Source organism: Agarivorans sp. QJM3NY_33 (assembly GCF_050870865.2).
Lineage (GTDB): Bacteria > Pseudomonadota > Gammaproteobacteria > Enterobacterales > Celerinatantimonadaceae > Agarivorans.
This window is the reverse complement of the sequence record NZ_CP194039.2, coordinates 4,939,406-4,958,004: the sequence shown is the minus strand read 5'-3', so window position 1 is coordinate 4,958,004 and position 18,599 is coordinate 4,939,406. Positions and strand designations below refer to the sequence as shown.

At 45.4% G+C, this 18,599-nt stretch carries 12 protein-coding genes; 4 read left to right on the top strand and 8 right to left on the bottom strand.

Annotated elements, in window-relative coordinates:
- The first annotated feature begins 56 nt into the window (after window positions 1-56).
- Window positions 57-1,415, top strand: a complete 1,359-nt coding sequence (locus ACRRSY_RS22430) for a GGDEF domain-containing protein (protein ID WP_432464063.1) — start codon at window positions 57-59, stop codon at window positions 1,413-1,415.
- A gap of 32 nt (window positions 1,416-1,447) precedes the next feature.
- On the opposite strand, the gene ACRRSY_RS22425 is transcribed toward ACRRSY_RS22430, so the two are convergent.
- From ACRRSY_RS22425 to ACRRSY_RS22415, 3 genes are all read right to left on the bottom strand, one after another.
- Window positions 1,448-1,981, bottom strand: coding sequence for an MltR family transcriptional regulator (locus tag ACRRSY_RS22425; RefSeq protein WP_432455345.1), 534 nt, complete (start codon window positions 1,979-1,981; stop codon window positions 1,448-1,450).
- Between the two features lie 304 nt (window positions 1,982-2,285).
- Window positions 2,286-3,446: a mannitol-1-phosphate 5-dehydrogenase gene (locus tag ACRRSY_RS22420; protein WP_432455346.1), complete on the bottom strand. Its 1,161-nt coding sequence runs from the start codon at window positions 3,444-3,446 to the stop codon at window positions 2,286-2,288.
- A gap of 59 nt (window positions 3,447-3,505) precedes the next feature.
- Window positions 3,506-5,461, bottom strand: coding sequence for a PTS mannitol transporter subunit IICBA (locus tag ACRRSY_RS22415; protein WP_432464062.1), 1,956 nt, complete (start codon window positions 5,459-5,461; stop codon window positions 3,506-3,508).
- 649 nt (window positions 5,462-6,110) lie between these two features.
- On the opposite strand from ACRRSY_RS22415, the gene ACRRSY_RS22410 reads away from it, so the two are divergent.
- Window positions 6,111-6,947, top strand: coding sequence for a mechanosensitive ion channel family protein (locus tag ACRRSY_RS22410; RefSeq protein WP_432464061.1), 837 nt, complete (start codon window positions 6,111-6,113; stop codon window positions 6,945-6,947).
- Between the two features lie 135 nt (window positions 6,948-7,082).
- Here the strand turns inward: ACRRSY_RS22410 and ACRRSY_RS22405 are convergent, their stop codons facing one another.
- A complete protein-coding gene (locus ACRRSY_RS22405; protein WP_432464060.1) occupies window positions 7,083-9,197 on the bottom strand; it encodes a methyl-accepting chemotaxis protein in 2,115 nt (704 codons plus the stop codon).
- A 169-nt stretch (window positions 9,198-9,366) separates the two neighbouring features.
- On the bottom strand, window positions 9,367-10,350 hold the full coding sequence (locus tag ACRRSY_RS22400) for an SLAC1 anion channel family protein (RefSeq protein ID WP_432460504.1): 984 nt from the start codon (window positions 10,348-10,350) through the stop codon (window positions 9,367-9,369).
- A 576-nt stretch (window positions 10,351-10,926) separates the two neighbouring features.
- On the opposite strand from ACRRSY_RS22400, the gene ACRRSY_RS22395 reads away from it, so the two are divergent.
- Entirely contained in the window at window positions 10,927-12,489 is a 1,563-nt protein-coding gene (locus tag ACRRSY_RS22395) for a M14 family zinc carboxypeptidase (RefSeq protein ID WP_432460503.1), read from the top strand.
- 198 nt (window positions 12,490-12,687) lie between these two features.
- On the top strand, window positions 12,688-13,848 hold the full coding sequence (locus ACRRSY_RS22390) for an endonuclease/exonuclease/phosphatase family protein (RefSeq protein ID WP_432460502.1): 1,161 nt from the start codon (window positions 12,688-12,690) through the stop codon (window positions 13,846-13,848).
- Window positions 13,849-13,995: 147 nt separating this feature from the next.
- Here ACRRSY_RS22390 and ACRRSY_RS22385 read toward each other — a convergent pair whose 3' ends face one another.
- From ACRRSY_RS22385 to uxaC, 3 genes are read right to left on the bottom strand one after another with little or no spacing between them, the layout of a single operon-like run.
- Window positions 13,996-15,495 (bottom strand): UxaA family hydrolase, encoded by a 1,500-nt coding sequence (locus tag ACRRSY_RS22385; protein ID WP_432460501.1) that lies wholly within the window; start codon window positions 15,493-15,495, stop codon window positions 13,996-13,998.
- Window positions 15,488-16,945, bottom strand: a complete 1,458-nt coding sequence (locus tag ACRRSY_RS22380) for a tagaturonate reductase (RefSeq protein WP_432455354.1) — start codon at window positions 16,943-16,945, stop codon at window positions 15,488-15,490. Before ACRRSY_RS22380 ends, ACRRSY_RS22385 begins: the two co-directional genes overlap by 8 nt.
- Complete coding sequence (uxaC, locus tag ACRRSY_RS22375; RefSeq protein WP_432455355.1) at window positions 16,945-18,360, bottom strand: glucuronate isomerase; 1,416 nt, start codon at window positions 18,358-18,360, stop codon at window positions 16,945-16,947. Before uxaC ends, ACRRSY_RS22380 begins: the two co-directional genes overlap by 1 nt.
- Window positions 18,361-18,599 lie beyond the last annotated feature (239 nt).

Below are 18,599 nucleotides of genomic sequence, written 5' to 3'. Positions count from 1 at the left end.
AAAGGTTGAGCGTTCGTTTACTGTGATCGCTAGTTTTTATGGAAATAGATTAAGTAATGTTGTCATTCAAATTTTTAAACGCCTCTATTAGTAAGAAAGTGAGTAGCTTGTTTGTATTGTTGCTGTCATTTTTATTGGTGGTAATTATCTATTCAATTTATAAACTGAATATGATTGATAATGAGATGAAAGAGGTTGCCTATGTTGACATACCTCTAAGCCAAATTATGAATGAGATTGAGATGTTGCAGCTTGAGCAGCATATCTTATTAGAAAAATTTCGGCTAAAAGAACAAGCTAAAGAGAGTAAGCCTCCGAAAAATAAACAGTTTGCTTATCAAAAGCAGCAGTTGAGGCTGCTACTGGATAAAGCCGTTAAGGTGATTGCCGATAGCTTGTCTTCTCATGAGATTCGATATGATTTGAAATCTCATCAGCAAATTATGTTGGATATTGAGACTTATCATCAAAAAAGTAACGTTTTTGAACAACAGTTATTAGCAATGATATCGACAACGCACATCAGTGATGAGAAACAACGCCAATTGGAGCTCATGGCGAGTGAGTTGGAAGCCAGTGTCTCGGTTATTTTGCGACGGATTGAAACTTTAACACTGGAAGCGGGCCGTTACACCGAAAAACATGAACAAGAATTTAAGTTGGTTAATATTGCCTTGGGTTTCAGCGCCCTCATTTTAGGGCTGATTCTCACCACTTATATTATCCGGATATTTGATTACCGTATCGTTCGGATCAAACAACAAATACGAGCCTTTGAATCGTCTTTTCGTGACGATAATTCGGGTTTAGAGGTGGGAGGGGCGGTTCGCTCTTCTCAGGATGAGCTGGTTGAGCTCGAGCAAGATTTAAAGTTGATGATGCGACGCCTAACCAAAGAGATCATCAATCGAGAGCAAGTGGAACAACAGCTGTTGGTGCTGGCAACACAAGATAAACTGACCGGTGCCTACAATCGGCATAAGTGGGACGAGCAGCTTACAATTCACCTCGATTTAGCGAGACGGGGTAGTAAATTTAGTCTGCTGTTGCTCGACATTGATCATTTTAAAGGTATCAATGACCAACATGGTCATCAGGTTGGCGATCAGATCCTGCAACATTTGGTCGCGACCTTTAAGGCTAGATTGAGAAGTGTCGACTTGCTGTTTCGGGTCGGCGGTGAAGAGTTTGCGATCCTGTTACCAATGCAAGGGGTCGCGGCTGCTAGTCAAGTTGCTGAGCAGTTGAGAAGAATAGTAGAACAGCTGACAGAATCTGATTTACCAACTTATACAATTAGCGTTGGCGTCACCGAGTTCTGTGATAACGATAGCGAGGAGTCGATGTTTAAACGTGCCGATCAGGCACTCTATTTAGCGAAATCTGGCGGTCGTAATCGCGTTCAAAGCGCTTAAAGTTAAACCGGTAGCCGAGGCGGAGCAAAGGGTTATAGTAAGGGGTTATCCGCATGAAGGGCACGGCAAATGGCGGCGACAACTAAGCTTAAGGTTGAGCGGACCACTTGCTCTTGTCTGGCTATTTGCATGCGGTAGAAGCTTAATTCGGCATCGTCTGCCGGAGGCGCGATATCTAGCTGGACCACGCCCATGTTTTTGACTTCGTGCAAGGTCTTAATTGGCTCTATAATTTCACTATCGGTGAAATGATACTCACTAGCCTCTTGATTTAGAAAATTTCTAAGTTGAATAAATTTATCGATATCTTGATAGATATCCTGAGAGATAATTCCTAAGGCGTACAGTAGTTTTAGGCGAACATCCAGTTCGCCTAAGGGACCACTATTATTTAATAGTGGTTCAACGGCATACTTAACGGCGTGGTCATCTTTACGAAACACGCGTTGCACTAAGTCTTCAATACTTGCTTCAAAAATATCTACTGAGCTAATGAAAAAGCTGCGCGGAGTTACAGCCTCACTCAGTTGCTCAATATTGTCTAATTCTTGCTGGTATTTATCCATAGTTTTGTCGTATTCACTCATTCAGTAATGGATGATATGGCCGCGAGGCTGTGGACCTTTGTTGTCTATTTATTAGACATAACAGCATCTTAATGCTGGCGAATCGTGTAAGACCTCGTTTCAGCGGCAAATACTGGCTAATTTTCCAGTCAAAGAAAAGTCTTAAAAGAATTTTAGCCGAACCCTTCGGGCTGGGGTTGTGGTTCATTGACGTTGCCTGTCCCGACAAAGAAATTTCATCGGATATACTTTGCTTCAATAAACCACCCTTGGCGGCCAAAATAATCACCAAGATTAATGCCTCCTAAACATATTGCTTTTGCAGTGCTAGATAAGTGGTTTCGATGTTATCGAGTATTGCATCATTTTCTCCTAAGCCGGTGTATTTTATCAAGCAAGCACGTACCCCATGTTGTTTTAAATAGTCCTGTAACTCCAGAGCTTGAGGGTCTGCAGGGTTGTTGTAAAACAGCGCCGCGGCAATCCCTTTGACTAAATACTGATTGTCTAGGTTATATTCCAGAGTTCCGAGTAGCGGTTTGAGTAGGCGATCGTTCGCGCCCAGTTTACGGATTGGTTGGCGGCCGACTCGTTCGATATCATCGACTAAAAAGGGATTAGCAAAACGCTCGATGATTTTATCAATGTAAGATTGGTGAAGTTGGCTATCAAAGCCATAGCGACGAATTAATACCGCTCCGCTTTGTTGCATCGCTGCCTTGACTTGCTGGCGAATGTCGGGATCTTCGATGGCTTCTCGGACGGTCTTATAACCCGCAAGAGCGCCTAGATAGGCAGTGATAATGTGTCCGGTATTTAAGGTAAATAATTTACGCTCTACAAATGCCATCAAGTTTGCGGTGGTTTCCATGCCTTCAATACTGGGAATATCGCCCTTAAACTGGGTTTCATCGACAATCCATTCACTAAAGGTTTCTACGGTGACATCGAGCGGGTCATCATTGGCCGCATCCGCCGGTGGTACGATTCGGTCAACCGCGGAATCAACAAAACCTATCTTGTCTTCGGCCAAGTCGTGATAGCTGGCCGCTAGGTATTTAAACACTTCTTGTTTTAAGTGGGTGGTACCTCGAACCATGTTCTCACAAGCGATAATATTGAGTGGTTTGAGGTTGTCTGCCTTAAATCTTGCTTCGATCCCTTGAGCGATAGTTTGCGCAATTTTATCTAAAATAGCTGGCCCCACAGCAGTGGTGACTAAGTCGGTGTAGGTCATTTGTTCGATCAAGGCTGCGCTATTTGAATTAACGGCGTTGATCCGAGTGACTTTTTCAATGTGACTGTCGCTACCAACAACCTTTACATTATAGGATTGCTGGTGGCTGAGTTGGTCGACTAGGGGTTTGTTGACGTCGGCGAAGGTAACGTTGACATCGGCATCGGCCAAGACTTTACCAATAAATCCTCGACCGATATTTCCTGCGCCAAAATGTACTGCTTTCATATTGATTACCTCTAAAAATAGCGTTTAAGCCGAACCTGGTTCGGCTTGATGATGATCGTTTAAGCGGCTGATTTGCCAGCTAATAGTGTTAATACATCTTGAACGTCTTGGGTGTTTGCCAGTTGTTCAATCGCATTGGGATCATCAAGTGCGTTGGTGATAGCGGTAATCACTTGGATGTGCTCGTCATTTTTTGCGGCGATAGCAATCACCAAGCGCGCAACATCATCCGGATCTTCACCAAAGCGAACGCCTTGGGGGTATTGGCATAGTGCTATGCCTGTTTTGAGCACCTTATCTTTGGCATCAACGGTACCATGGGGGACGGCGATCGACTCCCCTAAATAAGTCGAGACTAGTTTTTCACGTTCAAACATTGCAGCCACATAATCGGGCTCAACATATCCCGCTTTAACCAATTGCTCACCTGCGAATTGAATCGCTTGTTGTTTCGTGTGAGCTTGCAAACCGAGGTGAATGTCGCTGGCACTGAGTTGAAACACAGGAGTCGCTGGATCATAGATATCGTCGTTGGCAGCCAACGGGGACACTGCTGGAGACAGTGAGAGATAGCTATCATCATTGGCGGCCGTCGGGGTATTGGCAGCCACCATATTTGCGACAAGTTGATTGTAAAGTTCACTATCGAGAAAGTTGGTTAGTGAAATGTGATGCGCGTTTGGTGCATGCTGTTTTGCTCGTTCAGTTAAATCTTTATGAGTGATCACTATATCTACATCGCTGGGCAGGTTATTAATGGCGGTGTTGGTTACGCTGACGTCCAATTGGCTGGCAGCAAATTTCTTGCGTAATAAGCTGGCGCCCATTGCGCTTGAGCCCATGCCGGCATCACAAGCGACAATAATCTTTTTAACTTGCGACAGGTCGATGTTTACCGCGGGCTTGTTGGCGGTGATATTTGCTTTTGCTTCATTCTTCATCGATTGCATCTGTAAATGCGCTTTACTGAGTGAGTCGTCGTCATCATTGTTAGTATTTTTCTGCGTTTTAAGCAGCAGCGAAGCCACCGTAAAGGAAACGCCAGCGGAGGCAATGATCGAGCACAGTACGCCTATTATTGAGGCTTTAGGGGTCATCAATAATACTGCAAATATGGAGCCTGGCGAAGCGGGAGAGACTAAACCGGCATTAAACAGCGTAAGGGTAAATACGCCAGTCATGCCGCCAGCAATCACCGCTAAAATGAGCCGAGGATTCATTAACACATAGGGAAAATAGATCTCATGGATGCCGCCAAAGAAATGAATGATCGACGCCCCTGCCGCTGATTGTTTTGCATTGCCTTGGCCAAAAGCCATATAAGCCAATAATAAGCCTAAACCTGGGCCAGGATTGGCTTCAATCAAGAAGAAGATTGATTTACCAGCTTCACTGGCTTGTTGGATCCCTAAGGGAGAGAAAATACCGTGATTAATGGCATTGTTTAAGAATAGAATTTTTGCCGGTTCTACAAAAATAGAGGTAAGAGGCAATAAACCAGCATCAACTAAAAAGCCTACGCCAGCAGCTAAACCAGTGGATAGGACTTTAACAAACGGCCCGATCATCAAATAAGCGAGGATCGCGCATAACATACCGATAATGCCTGCCGAGAAGTTATTCACCAGCATTTCGAAGCCGCTTTTAACTTTGCCCTCAACTGCGTCATCAAATTTTTTGATTGCCCAGCCACCCATTGGACCGACGATCATCGCTCCCATAAACATTGGAATGTCGGTTCCGACAATGACCCCGAGAGTGGTCACCGCTCCAACCACCGCGCCACGTTCGCCAGCGACCAGTTTACCTCCGGTATAGCCAATTAATAATGGCAGCAGATAGGTGATCATCGGGCCAACTAAGCTGGCCAATTTTTCGTTTGGCAACCAACCTGTAGGAATGAATAGTGCGGTAATTACACCCCAGGCGATGAAAGCGCCGATGTTGGGCATAACCATGTTCGAGAGGAAGCGGCCAAAATTTTGTACCCTTACCTTTGCGTCTGGTGATAACATAACAAACTCCGTTTGATGCTTTGCTAGATTCTAGTGGACGGTTCGTCAAAACCGTTTGGTCTCTTGTTCAAGTCCAATCTACCACATTGGGGTGTATGCGAAGCTGATAACGGAGTTTTTGTGATTTAGTTCTTAATCTCGTAACATTTCCCTCAAAATTTAGTGATCCAGCTAAAGAAAATACACACCGGAAAAACCAAATCCCAACAAGGTTTAGCTTGTCAATAGTGTTTGTTGTGATCAATATCGCGTTTTTCTTATCTGGGTGGTTTTTGTTTTTTGTGATTCAGATCGCTAATTGGTTAAAAAGCTAGCGCATTTTAATGAGCATAGGTGATTCTGCTCACGTTTTCTATTGGTGTGTTAATAGCTTTGGGTTGAGTTTGGTTGCTTGTTAATAACCGTGGAGTTGCGGCTTGGCCATTTGCCTTTGAATGGAAGGTTGAAAGGGAACTATTTCGTTGACTCGGCTTTGCCGTTTTCAACGCAATTAAAATGTTTTTATTGGGAACAACATTGTCTGCAAAAGATAAACTGCTTTGCGTTGACGTAGTTTTTGTTGTTCTGTGGAACGAAGCTATCGCTCAAATCAACTAAGCTTTGTAAAGTTACCTTATTCGTTTAAATGATTGCTCAGTAAGGAATATCGATGATTGACCAAGAACTAGCCCAACTTGAATCTGTGTATCAAACCATAATCGACTTTTTGGTGCGTTATAGCTTTCAGCTGGTTGGCGCCCTTATTATTTTGTTACTGGGTCTTTGGGTGGCCGGGAGGATCGGCAAGTATCTATTTAAGGCGCTTGAGTTAAAGGGCTTGGATATCACGCTCGCCCATTTTATCGCGAATCTCGTGAAGATCATGTTTGTTGCCATCACGGTGATGATTGCCTTAGGTAAGTTGGGGATTAGCATTACCCCTTTTGTGGCCGCGTTAGGTGCCGTTTCTCTTGGCGCAGGTTTGGCAATACAAGGAACCTTATCTAACTATGGTGCCGGTTTGGCGATTATTTTGACACGTCCCTTTGTGCTTAAAAATACCATTACCGTTAAAGGGTATACCGGTATCGTTGAAGAAATAAACTTGGCGACGACGGTGTTGATGAATGAGGACGATGAACGGATTACTATCCCTAATCGCCATATTGTGGGTGAAATACTCAAGAATACCAATCAGAGCAGCCTAGTAGAGGGCGAGGTTGGAGTTGCCTATGGCTGTGATCCGGAGCAGGCAATTGCATTAATAGAAGTGACTTTAATGGCCATCGCAGATGTACAGCAACAACCCGCGATGAAAGTTGGGATAGGAGCCTTTGCCGACAGTGGTATTACGATTTGTTATCGCTTTTGGGTGCCGACGCCACAATTTCATCAAACCAAGTTTGCCGCTAACTTAGCGGTGTTTAAGGCGCTGCAACAGGCTGGTATTGAGATCCCTTTTCCACAACGAGAAGTTCGTTTGCTTTCTACCAAGGATGCAGGTTAAACGCTTATGTCCTAGTTATGCTGGCAGGTATAAAGTCAGCTTGGGCTGAGGAATCGTGATTATCGAGTGAGTGAAAAGATGCAATACAATGCGACATGACCGACGATGGCCAAGGTCGCATCGATTGTGGCTGATTTAGGTTTTGAGTTTGCTCAGTTGTTGATGTTGCTGAGAAACCAGATCGGCCAGGCTACTACTGCTTTGTTGGGCTTCATCGGCAAGGCGAGCCAGGTCTGAAGCGGAATCCGAGATGCTGGTAATGTTTCGATTTACTTCTTCGGTGACCGCGCTTTGTTGTTCGGCTGCAGTTGCGATATGAGTGACTTGGCTTGAGACTTCTTCAATTTGGCTCACGATGGTATTGAGTGAATCTAGCGCCATTTCGGTTTGTCCAACCGCTAATTTAGCCCCTTCAGCGCCTTGTTCGATGATCTTAGACGCACTGTTGACTTCTTGTTGTAGCGAATCAATCAGTTTGCTGATTTCGTCGGTCGAGCTCTGGGTTTTTGAGGCCAGAGAGCGAACTTCATCGGCCACCACCGCAAAACCGCGGCCTTGCTCTCCAGCTCTAGCGGCTTCGATCGCTGCGTTTAAGGCGAGTAAGTTAGTTTGAGCGGCAATTGCGCTGATGACCTCCAAAATCTTACTAATATTTGAGCTACTATCGGCTACTTTAGCGACAGCCTGCCTGGCTAATTGTGACTCTTGTTCCATATTGTTTACATAGTTCATCGCCTGACTAAGACTGTCTTCGCCAGTTTTTACATTGGCGGTCATTGCGTCGGTTTCTGTGGCAGTTTGTTCTGAGGCTTTGGCAACTTGCAGGGCGGTTGAGCTCATTTGGTTAACTGCGGTCACGACACTTTCAATTTCTTGATGCTGACGATTAACATTATCACGGGTTTGCTCGGCAATATTGGCTGCGGTTTTACTTTCGTTCTGCGAGCGAGAGGCTAGATCTTTAAGTTCACTAATTAATAAGCGTAGTTTGGTAATGAAGCCGTTAATCCCACTGCCTAGAGCGATTAACTCGGCGTGAGATGCTACCGATATTGATTGCGTCAAATCGCCCTCGGCACTGGCGAGGTTTTCAACTCGACTCTGGATCATCTTGAGTGGTGCAATAATGGAGCGGATCACAATGCTAATGGTGGTAACTGCAATGACCGAGACAATGCCGCCCACAATCAGCAACAGGCTGCCTAAGGCGGTCTCCATATCATTCATGGCCTTATCCATTTCTATTGCGGCCTGCAGGGCGTCGGCTTTGGCCACTTCAATGATTAACGACCACTGAGCATCGGCGATAGGGATGCTGACAGGATAAGCGACAACGATGTGATCGTTGGTTTCTAGATAGGCGCCATTTTTGTCCAAATTTTGATATTGAGTGGCTAGGCTTGGGTCGATTGATTCCGCGAGGGGGCGGGCTAGTTTATTATAATGACTGGCCGCAACCACTAAACCCTTATCACTTAATAAAGTGACCTTGGCCTGACCTTGGTAGAGGCTATTTGATAATTCATTAATCAATTTTTGAAACACTGGTAGATTCAAATCTACCCCGACCACCCCTTTAAATTGCCGAGCGACGATCACGGGCACCGTTAACGAGGTCATGAGCTCCTCGTTACCGGGAGATATTTCATAGAGGTAGGGTTCCATTAAACACGGTTTTTTGCTGTCTTTGGCACATAAGTACCATTCGGCTTCTCGCAGGCCAAACTCATTCAGCGTAGTGACATATTTGGGAGCCGCATCGGTGACTTGATGGTGTTCTACACTGCCATCGTTGTTGCGGGTGTAATAGATTTCCAGGGTGCCTGTACCGGGGACACTGTGGCTAAACTTGCCAGTGTACTCCCGATCTCGACCATCGTAACCGTTGGCTTCAAATTGGGCATACATGGAGGATATTTGGCTGTTTTTTTGTAACACCGCAGCGACCGCCGTTTCGATGGTTTCTCTGCTGAGTGGTTGTTGTGCCGTGGTTTCGATTATTCCACTAAAGGAATATGGAATACGGTAGGCCTCATTGATAAATCCGGCAATTCGTTCCCCATACTCACCAGCTTCGGCGCTAAGTTTTTGTTGGGTTTCTTGTTGCAGGGCCGCTTGTACCTGCGCTGCTAATTGTGCATTTTTGCTGCTTAATGACCACCATAAGCTAGCAGATAAAACACTTACAATGATCAGAAACAGTGCAGAAGTGATCCAAAGTAATTTGGTCGATATTGATAATTGACGCATGTATTGATCCCAAGCCAAGATGTGATGGCGTATGAACATCATGAATGGATATACACTAAAAATAGCTTAGCTAAGCTAAATCTCTAGCTTATGAGCATTTTCTTTGCGATGAATGACCCGATAGCTAGGTGCAAAGCGTCTGCGATGAAGTGAATATCGCTTTTCGTGATTAGGGTTCTGGTTGGCAAAGTTCACGGTTCACGATTGCTTTTAAGGTGCGTAATACCAGCGCGAATAGCAGCAGTGATAAAGCGATGAGTAAACCGAGTGCTAATGCCGCTAAGCCTTGACTGTGGCTTAAGTGGGCCATTTTGCTGCTGGCGATGGTGAACGCGGCCAAGGGAAAAGCATAAGCCCATGAAGACATAAAGAAGGGTAAATGGATTAGTCGGTAAATATTGACGAACAGCAGTAGGCCAAAAAATAGCGCCACATAAAAGAGGATTCGGGCAAAGGTATCGAGGCCGTCAATTAAACTGGTGTAGGCCACAAAAGCAATTGAAGGCGGTGTTAGAAAAATAAATAGCATCGGCATTAATTGCTCCGATAAGGACTCATGAAAGAATAATCGGTGCAGAATAATGGTTAATAAGCTCAACCAAAACAATAAGCCAATGCTGAAAAAGAACCAACTGAGTTCAATGTAACCGAGGCTATTACCCGATATTGGCACAAACATATTACCCACCACCGGGATAAACCAGCTCGGATTGGCGTGTAACAAACAGTAATGGGAATGATTTATCCAACTGCTGACGATGTAAAGCGTCAAACCCAATTGAGTAACGGTACCCATGACCCATAGATTGGCAGATAAGCTGGGGTATTGATTCCAAATGACCGACAACAACAGCAAGCTAATCGAGAAGGCGGGGAAGAAATTGAGTTTTACGGGATGTCTTAGCTCGGCAAATACCTCTTCAGGAAAGTAGCGGAGTTTAATACAGTAGAGTAGCGTCATCACCAGCATCATCACCGAGCTAATCGTGCCTAATACCATCGCGATATGATCAGATATGCTTAGTGCAGATACTTTCCAAGAGATGCTCCAGCCAGTAAAACCCATAATAATGGCGAAGAAAGAAATTGAAAAATAGCGGAATCGATGTTGCCAGGGGGAGGGCTGTGGTTTTGGTCGTGGTGTGGTGCTCATAGACGTTCTCATAGTTATGAATGGACGTTCATTGGACTTGTTGATTCTCGCTGGTTGGCGCACTTGCTGTTGGCATCATGTGAGTCGCGTTGCCGTTTTAAGTAAGTGTAGGCGTTGGTTAACAAAAGTGAATTGGCTATCTTTAGCAAAGCCTAATTTATGTATTGGCTCCGATGCCGTTTTGAGCCTGAGCCGGTATCTATGGAAGGGCTGCCTGCGCTGAGCGTTAGCGTCTAGTTGAACTGAACTATCGTGATTGTTGGCAATGTGGATCGCTTATGTTGGCGGTAGATTGTCTTAATGAATACTCGATTGAACTCTAATTAATAAATGTTGTAATAATACTTGAGGCTTCTATTATTAGCAGTTAGTTATATTTTTGTTATTCATTCATCAAGTGCCTAAACGCCGTTTAGGCTGTGGCGAAGGTATTTTGAAGTTTGTTTGTCGAAGGGCGTGAAAACTATGTTTGCCTAGCTTATTAAGCGGTTATTGTGGTTGTGTTAACGCTGACTATCTTTGTACAAAATCAACTATAAATGTTGTTCGCCCTTGGTCATTTATCAAGGAAGAATTATGAATATATGTATTACAACAGGTATCAAACGGTACTTTAATTACCGGCTCCTATTTTTGAGTTTACTGCTTTGTATTCCGGTGAGCGCGCACGATTTTGGGAAGCACCGGGTTCATTCGCATGGCTTATGGGGGCTTTCGAGCTACCAGCAATTACGTCATCAAGTTATTTCTCTGCCTTTCTATGCGTTGCGACCGATGCGTGCTGGGCCATTGATCCGTCAGGCGCATCATTATGGGATCCTCGATATTGATGTTCCGTTACCGGCTGGCTTAGCCATTGATTATCAGGTCTGTGGCGAAGACTTACCAGACCCCAGTATTCGTCAGGCGGTGGCCTGCACCGTGAATGATGGAGGGCGCGGCAACACCGATCCCAATCAAGTGGGATTCTCGACTCAGGGACGAGAGCTGATGGCCTTGCGTTTAGGTAATCCAAATGGCTATCGAGTGATGGTGATTACTCAGCAACATGGGAATGAACCTGCGGCGACAGAAGCGGCCTTAAGTGTGGCGCGTTGGCTCGCTATGGGATTTGGTCAAAGTGTTCAACAAATCCTGCGGCGCCTCGATATTGTGATGTTATTACGCGCTAATCCCGATGGTGGGGAACCTGATCCGCGGGCTTGTGCGATTGATCCTGAGCCTGGGATGGTATTAGACAAAGATTGTGCGTTGACTCGACAGAATGTTGACCCCTCTGCGGGCGGGGCCTTCACTGAAAATTCTGAAGCTGATTTTGTGGGGGTGGTGGGTCGTGGTTATGATCTGAACCGTTACCACTATGCGGGTCTCGAACAACCGATCCGGCCAGTAGAAACACAAGCAATGGTCGCCGCTGTGTTGGCTTTTCGCCCGGAAGTTGTGCTTGATTTACATGGTGATTTGCAAAAAACCGATTGTCAGCTCGACATGAGCAGCATTCAAGCGGGTGCTGTGTTGGGTAGTTTGCCGACAGTGGCCTGTTTAGCTGAGGATGAGGCCGATGATTTTCGTTTGCTTAGCCCCTATGCCGATGCCGAACCGGGGAGTGAGCATGAATTTGTGGTGCAGAGCTTGGCGGTTAATGTGATGGCGAAAATTGCCAGTGTATTTCAGGGATCGGTTGGTCGTTTTTCACAACTTCAATTGGATGCTGGGCATGTGAGCACTGGGGCTACGGGTCATTATCAACAACTGGGGGTTGCGGTTGCGGGCTGGGAAACGGTGAATTTTAGTAAAGATCTGCGCGCTGATGTGGTGGCGGTGGCCGCTGGTAAGCCAGTGATTGGGGTGAATCTTGGTTTACCTCAACCCGAATTATTGAAGAAACAGATTTGGCTCAACCGAATTGCCTTATTTGAAGCGCTGAGTAGCTTAGCCGAGTTTGCTCAGCAAGCACCGACCAGTGGTGGCGACTTTTGTGATTATCCACTCGCGCAGGGCTTAAGAGCCAACTTGCCAGCAAAATATTGGGGACCGCAGGCAACTGATGGTGAGAAGTTGATCCCGATTGCGCCGGGGATTGGATTGCCGCTCTACGTGAGTGGCAATTGTCCCGATAATCCAGAGTCAACCAAATAGCGATTTGCCAATTTGGGTCGCGACGCTCGATGATACAAAAGGCATCCTATGGATGCCTTTTTTCTTGAATCAGAGTTTAGTCAAGATGGATTACTAGAATATTTTTGATTCTTATATCAATGAATAATGAACCGCGCTGGACTATTCTCTGAGGAGACCGCAGCTCGTGTTTGTCGCTGCGTAATCGGAGGGACAGCCATGCCATACTATAAACCGTTGAAACAGTTACCCGAACCAGAACGAAAACGAATCGTGGCCGGTATTCAAGGCTTACGGCAGCAGTTTAAGGAGCAGGCGTTTCCTGAAAAGAAGACTGCAGAATCGTTGATCCTTGGCTCTTGGAATATTCGTAATTTTGATGATGACCGCTTTAACTATGGGCCTCGCTTGCAAGAATCCCTGTATTATCTGGCGGAAATCATCTCGCGCTTCGATGTGATTGCAGTGCAGGAGGTGTGTCAGGATCTGGCACCATTAGATGCTTTAATGGATATATTAGGTCGGCAATATCGTTATATTTTAACCGACGTAACCCATAGTAGCCTCGGTGGTAATAAGGAGCGTTTAGGCTTTATCTATGACAAGAACAAGGTGTTTTTTAAAGGGGTTGCCGGTGAATTAGTCCTTCCCGATAAAATGCTTATTAGTGATGCTTCAAATAAAAAACGGCAATTTTCTCGAACTCCCTTTGGTGCGCAGTTTCAATCGGGTTGGTTTAAGTTTTTATTTTCAACGGTACACATTTTCTATGGGAGTAACTCTCCTCGTTCACCTAGCTACGAGCGACGGGTTAAAGAGATCGCGGCGGTAGCTAAGTATTTGGCGAAACAGGCGAAAGTGAGTGACCTGAACCAAGTGCTGGTGGGCGACTTTAACATCAAGGCGCATGGGAGCGCTGGATTTAATGCTTTGCAGCAGAATGGTTTTACTATCGTAAAAAATCGCAAAGGCAGCAATCGTGATCAGACTAAATTTTACGATCAAATTTCATTTATCTCGCGCCGTGACGAGTTGCAATTGAAACAAGCCGAGCGTCAAGATCGGGTATTCCAATTCTTCGATAGTGTATTTCGCTTAAGTGATTTTAACCTGTATAAGCCGCTATTGAAGCAGCATATACAGACAAAACTGCAGCTCGCTAAGCAGCAAGTTGATTGCGCAAGCACCAATAAAAAGTTAAAAAAAGCCGAAGATAAGTTAGCGAGCCTTCAAGCGGTACTGGTCTCTGATGAGTCTTTATTTGACTACTATCAGGAATGGCGAACCTTCCAAATGAGTGACCATTTACCGCTCTGGGTAGAATTGGAAATTGATTTTTCAGATAAATATCTGGAGTACCTTAGTGATTACCAAGCATAGCAGCGAGTTTGCGGATGAGGGTTGCGGGGTGATGTTTTGTTTAAATGTTGGTCGAGGCGTCGCTTAGCGGGCCTTATCTCTTGAAGAGGGAGAGTCAGCACTATCACCGAGAGCGGTGATAGTGCTGTTTACTTTTTAGTGCGGCAGTTACAGAGTGACGCCGTTTTTCCAGATGGCTAACTCACGAATATCATTGTACTCATTTTTGGTGAGCTCGCCGCTCACCAATTTGGCTAAGTGATCTAAGAATCGGTCGAGTAGCTCTGGCATTAATAAGTTGTCGGTGATTAGAGCCCCAGCATTAAAGTCTATCCAGTGCGGTTTGCGGCTTGCTAAGTCACTGTTAGTGGCAATCTTCACCGTTGGAACAAAGCCTCCGTAAGGCGTGCCTCGTCCTGTGGTAAAGAGCACCATATGACAACCCGACGCACCTAAGGCGCTGGTGGCAATGGCGTCATTACCCGGCGCATTCAAGAGGTTAAGCCCCGGTTTACTGAGTTTTTCAGTGTAATCAATCACGTCAATCACCTGGCTAGAGCCAGCTTTTTGAGTACACCCCAAAGATTTATCTTCTAGGGTGGTGATCCCACCAGCTTTATTACCTGGAGATGGGTTTTCGTACACGGGTAAGTCGTGGCTGAGGTAGTACTCTTTAAAATTGTTCACCATGTCAACGATTTTATCGAAGACCACTTGGTCTTTAGCGCGATTCATCAAAATCGTTTCTGCGCCAAACATTTCAGGAACTTCGGTCAGCACCGTGGTGCCGCCATGCGCCACCATGGTGTCGGAGAATAAACCCAGCATTGGGTTGGCGGTAATTCCCGATAAGCCATCACTGCCGCCACATTCCAAGCCGAAGCGAACTTCAGAAAGCTTGCCGGGCTCGCGTCGGTCCTGCTGCATTTTATCAAACAGCCGTTGCAGATGAACCAGCCCTTGCTCCACTTCATCGTCGCTGTGCTGCGCCACCATAAACTCGATGCGTTCTGGATCGTGTGCTGCTAAGCCTTGCCTAAAGGGGACGATTTGATTGTTTTCACAACCAAGACCAATCACCAAAGTACCACCCGCATTGGGGTGCGTGGCCATGCTTTGTAACAATTTCTTGGTGGTTTGATGGTCATCGCCAAGTTGTGAGCAACCAAATTGATGGGTAAACACATGTACCCCATCGATCATCGAGGTGTCATTTTTAGCCAGAAATCGCTTGGCAATTTGCTGGGCGATGCCATTCACACAACCCACTGTTGGAATAATCCAAATTTCGTTGCGCACTGCGACTTCACCGTTGCTGCGACGATAGAGCTGTACTTCACGGTCGGGTTTGCTCAGTAATTCAACTGCTGCGCTTGGTGTATATTGGTAACTACTTTTATCATTTAAGTTCGTTTTGGCGTTATGGCTATGTATCCACTCACCGCAATTGATCGCCTCTGTCGCATGACCAAAAGGTTCACCGTACTTTACCAATAACCCATTGGGCGCAATTTCTGCAATGGCAACTTTATGGCCTTTGTCGATGTTTTGCTGTAGATAAACATGCTGGTCAGCAATGCTGATCTCGGTGCCTTTAAGCATTGGCTCCAAGGCAATAATCACGTTATCTCGTGGGTGTATTTGGATCCAAGTCTTCATTTTATCCATCCAACTCTTTACTGAGTGCTGCTGATGTTCCGGCAGTTAGCATCGCCGTTAAATAGGCGGTCACCTGTTGCGCGAATTGAGGCACTTGATTGAGATCTTGGCCCCAACTTTTTTCTTTCGCTAATACTTTGCTGACCAGTTCGGCTGGTGTACTTTGCCCCGAGTCAACGGCTTGCCATTGCTCACTAAACAAATCTAACCAATGTTGGTCGTCATTGAGTGGAATGCTTTGACCGTCACGAAGCCCGCGATAGAACAATAGCTGAGCAGCAAAAGCGAAACTCATTAACTTGGGCGCTTTACCGTTACGCTCGGCGTTGGTCAGCAGTTGTGGCAGCAGGCGAGTTTGCCACTTGGTCATACTATTGAGTGCGATGGACGTGAGCTGATGTTGAATGTAAGGATTTTTAAAGCGATTGATAACCGCATCAGCAAAGGCTTGCAGCTCATCTTTTTCCAGTGATAAGGCTGGGATCACTTCTTCTGAGAGTAGCGATTCAACAAACTTGCTTAATTGTTGGTCTTGCATTGCTTCGCCAACCGTATCGATGCCACTCATGTAGGCAACTGGCACCATGGCGGTGTGGGCCCCATTCAGAATCGCAACCTTACGCTCTTTATAGGGTTTGATGTCATCCACAATTTTAATATTGAGTGCTTGCCCTTCAAGTTTTAAAGCTTCGGCTAGCGCTTGTGGTCCTTGGATAACAAACAGATGGAAGTACTCCGCGGTGACCATAAATTGGTCGTGATAACCCAATTTTTGTTCCAAGCTAGCTAGTTCGTCACGTGGATGACCCGTCACAATGCGATCAACCAAGGTGGAGCAAAAAGTATTTGCTTCATTCACCCAGCTGCTGAATTCGCTACCGAGATCCCATAACTCTATGTATTGATTAATTATTTCTTTTAGCTTATCGCCATTGTAGTCAATTAACTCACAAGGAATGATGAACAAGCCCTTGTCGCTTGCACCAGAAAACGCGAGGTAACGAGCGTGTAACCAGCAGGTGAGCTTCGCCGGGAAGGTGCTTGCCGGCGTATCGGTAAATTTATCTTGTTGGTTATAGGCAATCCCGGCTTCAGTGGTATTCGAAAAGATAAACTGAATATTGGGATCTTTGGCGAGTGCCAAATATTCATCATAGTTTTGGTAAACCGATAACTCTTGATTCACCGAACTAATAATTCGGGTTTCTTCTACTGCTTGATTGTCTTCATTCAAACCGCGGATCACTGTGGTATAAAGGCCGTCTTGTTGGTTCAGTAGCGGTGGGAAATCGGTATCGATGGGGCGGACAATGGCAACGCCAGCATCGAGATCGGTTTGATGATTTAAAATATCTAATTGCCAATCAACAAAGGCCCGCAAGAAATTACCTTCTCCAAACTGAAGAACTCGGGTGGTGTATTGTTTAGCTTCAAATTGAGCGCGATTAAGGGTGTTCATTATTTCTCCAGATTCAAGTTGAAGTATTTATTAGCATTGTTGAAGCTGATGTCTTCAACCATTTTTGAGAGTAGTGCCATGTCGTGTGGGGCTTCGCCGTCGGCAACCCATTGGCCTAATAGGCGACATACCAAACGGCGGAAATATTCATGACGAGTATAAGAAACAAAGCTACGGCTGTCGGTTAGCATGCCTACAAAGCGACTGAGTAGGCCCAACTGAGAGAGCTGTTCCATTTGGCGTAACATGCCGTCTTTTTGGTCATTAAACCACCACCCAGAACCAAATTGGATCTTGCCTTCAATACCATCGCCCTGGAAGTTACCGCACATGGTAGCCAGAACTTCGTTATCGCGTGGGTTGAGGCAATATAAGATGGTTTTAGGTAAGGCATCTTCAAGCGCGAGAGCATTCATTAACTTTGATAATGGTGCTGCCACTAAGCCATCGTTGATGGAATCAAAACCTGTATCGGGACCAAGCAGTTGTAACATGCGTTGATTGTTATTGCGCAGGGCTCCGATGTGGTATTGCTGAACCCAGCCGCGACGCGCGTATTCTTTACCGAGGTAAACCAGCACTGCGGTTTTGAGTTGCGCTGCTTGTGTTGCCGAGACGGTTTTGTTGTTCAGGCGGTTGGCTAAGATTTGATCAAGCTCTTGTTCACTTGCTTCTTCATATTCAACCGTGTCTAAAGCATGGTCAGCGATACTACAACCGTGAGCGGCAAAATGGTCAAGACGAATAAACAGCGCGTCACATAACTGATGAAAGCGAGAGATTTCGATATTGGTTAATTCGCCTAAGGTGGCGATATAACTTAGGTAATCTTCGGCATTAATATTAAAGGCTTTGTCTGGGCGCCAGCTGGGGAGCATTTTTACATGAAAGGATTTGTCGTCGGCAACCGCTTTGTGGGCGGCTAAATCATCAATAGGGTCGTCGGTGGTGCCCACCATACGAACGTTCATTTTTTGCATAATGCTTCTTGCCGAAAATTCGGGAGTGGCTAGCATCGCATTACAATCATTCCAGATGCCCTCGGCACTTTCGGCGTTGAGGATCCGTTGGGTAATTCCAAAAGGTCGACGTAATTCTAGATGAGTCCAATGAAACAACGGATTACCAATGGTTTGAGGCACCGTTCTCGCCCAAGCCTGAAACTTTTCTTGGTCACTGGCGTCTCCAGTAATGAAGCGCTCGTCAATGCCGTTGGTTCGCATGGCTCGCCATTTGTAATGGTCGCCACGTAACCAAATGTCGGTGAGGTTATTAAAGCGGTAATCTTGAGAGATTTGTGTCGGGGGCAAATGACAGTGGTAATCAATGATTGGTTGCTGTGCTGCCACATTGTGGTAAAGCTCTTTAGCTACGTCTGTGGTCAGTAAGAAATCTTCGCTTAAAAATGTCGACATACAGGTTCTCTCAAATTTGGTTATTTTAACTCTATTAAAATACACCCTATTCAACTGGTATAACAAATTTATCCCATAAAGAAAGTTTGATCTTGAGAGTTTGATCCCACTAATCGTGTTTGCAGCAAAATTACACTAGACCTTATTGACTTAAATAGTATTATTTATGGAAGTTGTAAATTAAATTTTTTAAAGCAAAAACAGTTACTTGCTTGTCCCTCATTGTTTTTTATCAGTTG

Bases quoted from the DNA above. Each gene is read 5' to 3' on its own strand.
- ACRRSY_RS22430 (WP_432464063.1), top strand. From the start codon at position 57: ATGTTGTCATTCAAATTTTTAAACGCCTCTATTAGTAAGAAAGTGAGT.
- ACRRSY_RS22425 (WP_432455345.1), bottom strand. From the start codon at position 1,981: ATGGATAAATACCAGCAAGAATTAGACAATATTGAGCAACTGAGTGAG.
- ACRRSY_RS22420 (WP_432455346.1), bottom strand. From the start codon at position 3,446: ATGAAAGCAGTACATTTTGGCGCAGGAAATATCGGTCGAGGATTTATT.
- ACRRSY_RS22415 (WP_432464062.1), bottom strand. From the start codon at position 5,461: ATGTTATCACCAGACGCAAAGGTAAGGGTACAAAATTTTGGCCGCTTC.
- ACRRSY_RS22410 (WP_432464061.1), top strand. From the start codon at position 6,111: ATGATTGACCAAGAACTAGCCCAACTTGAATCTGTGTATCAAACCATA.
- ACRRSY_RS22405 (WP_432464060.1), bottom strand. From the start codon at position 9,197: ATGCGTCAATTATCAATATCGACCAAATTACTTTGGATCACTTCTGCA.
- ACRRSY_RS22400 (WP_432460504.1), bottom strand. From the start codon at position 10,350: ATGAGCACCACACCACGACCAAAACCACAGCCCTCCCCCTGGCAACAT.
- ACRRSY_RS22395 (WP_432460503.1), top strand. From the start codon at position 10,927: ATGAATATATGTATTACAACAGGTATCAAACGGTACTTTAATTACCGG.
- ACRRSY_RS22390 (WP_432460502.1), top strand. From the start codon at position 12,688: ATGCCATACTATAAACCGTTGAAACAGTTACCCGAACCAGAACGAAAA.
- ACRRSY_RS22385 (WP_432460501.1), bottom strand. From the start codon at position 15,495: ATGGATAAAATGAAGACTTGGATCCAAATACACCCACGAGATAACGTG.
- ACRRSY_RS22380 (WP_432455354.1), bottom strand. From the start codon at position 16,945: ATGAACACCCTTAATCGCGCTCAATTTGAAGCTAAACAATACACCACC.
- uxaC (WP_432455355.1), bottom strand. From the start codon at position 18,360: ATGTCGACATTTTTAAGCGAAGATTTCTTACTGACCACAGACGTAGCT.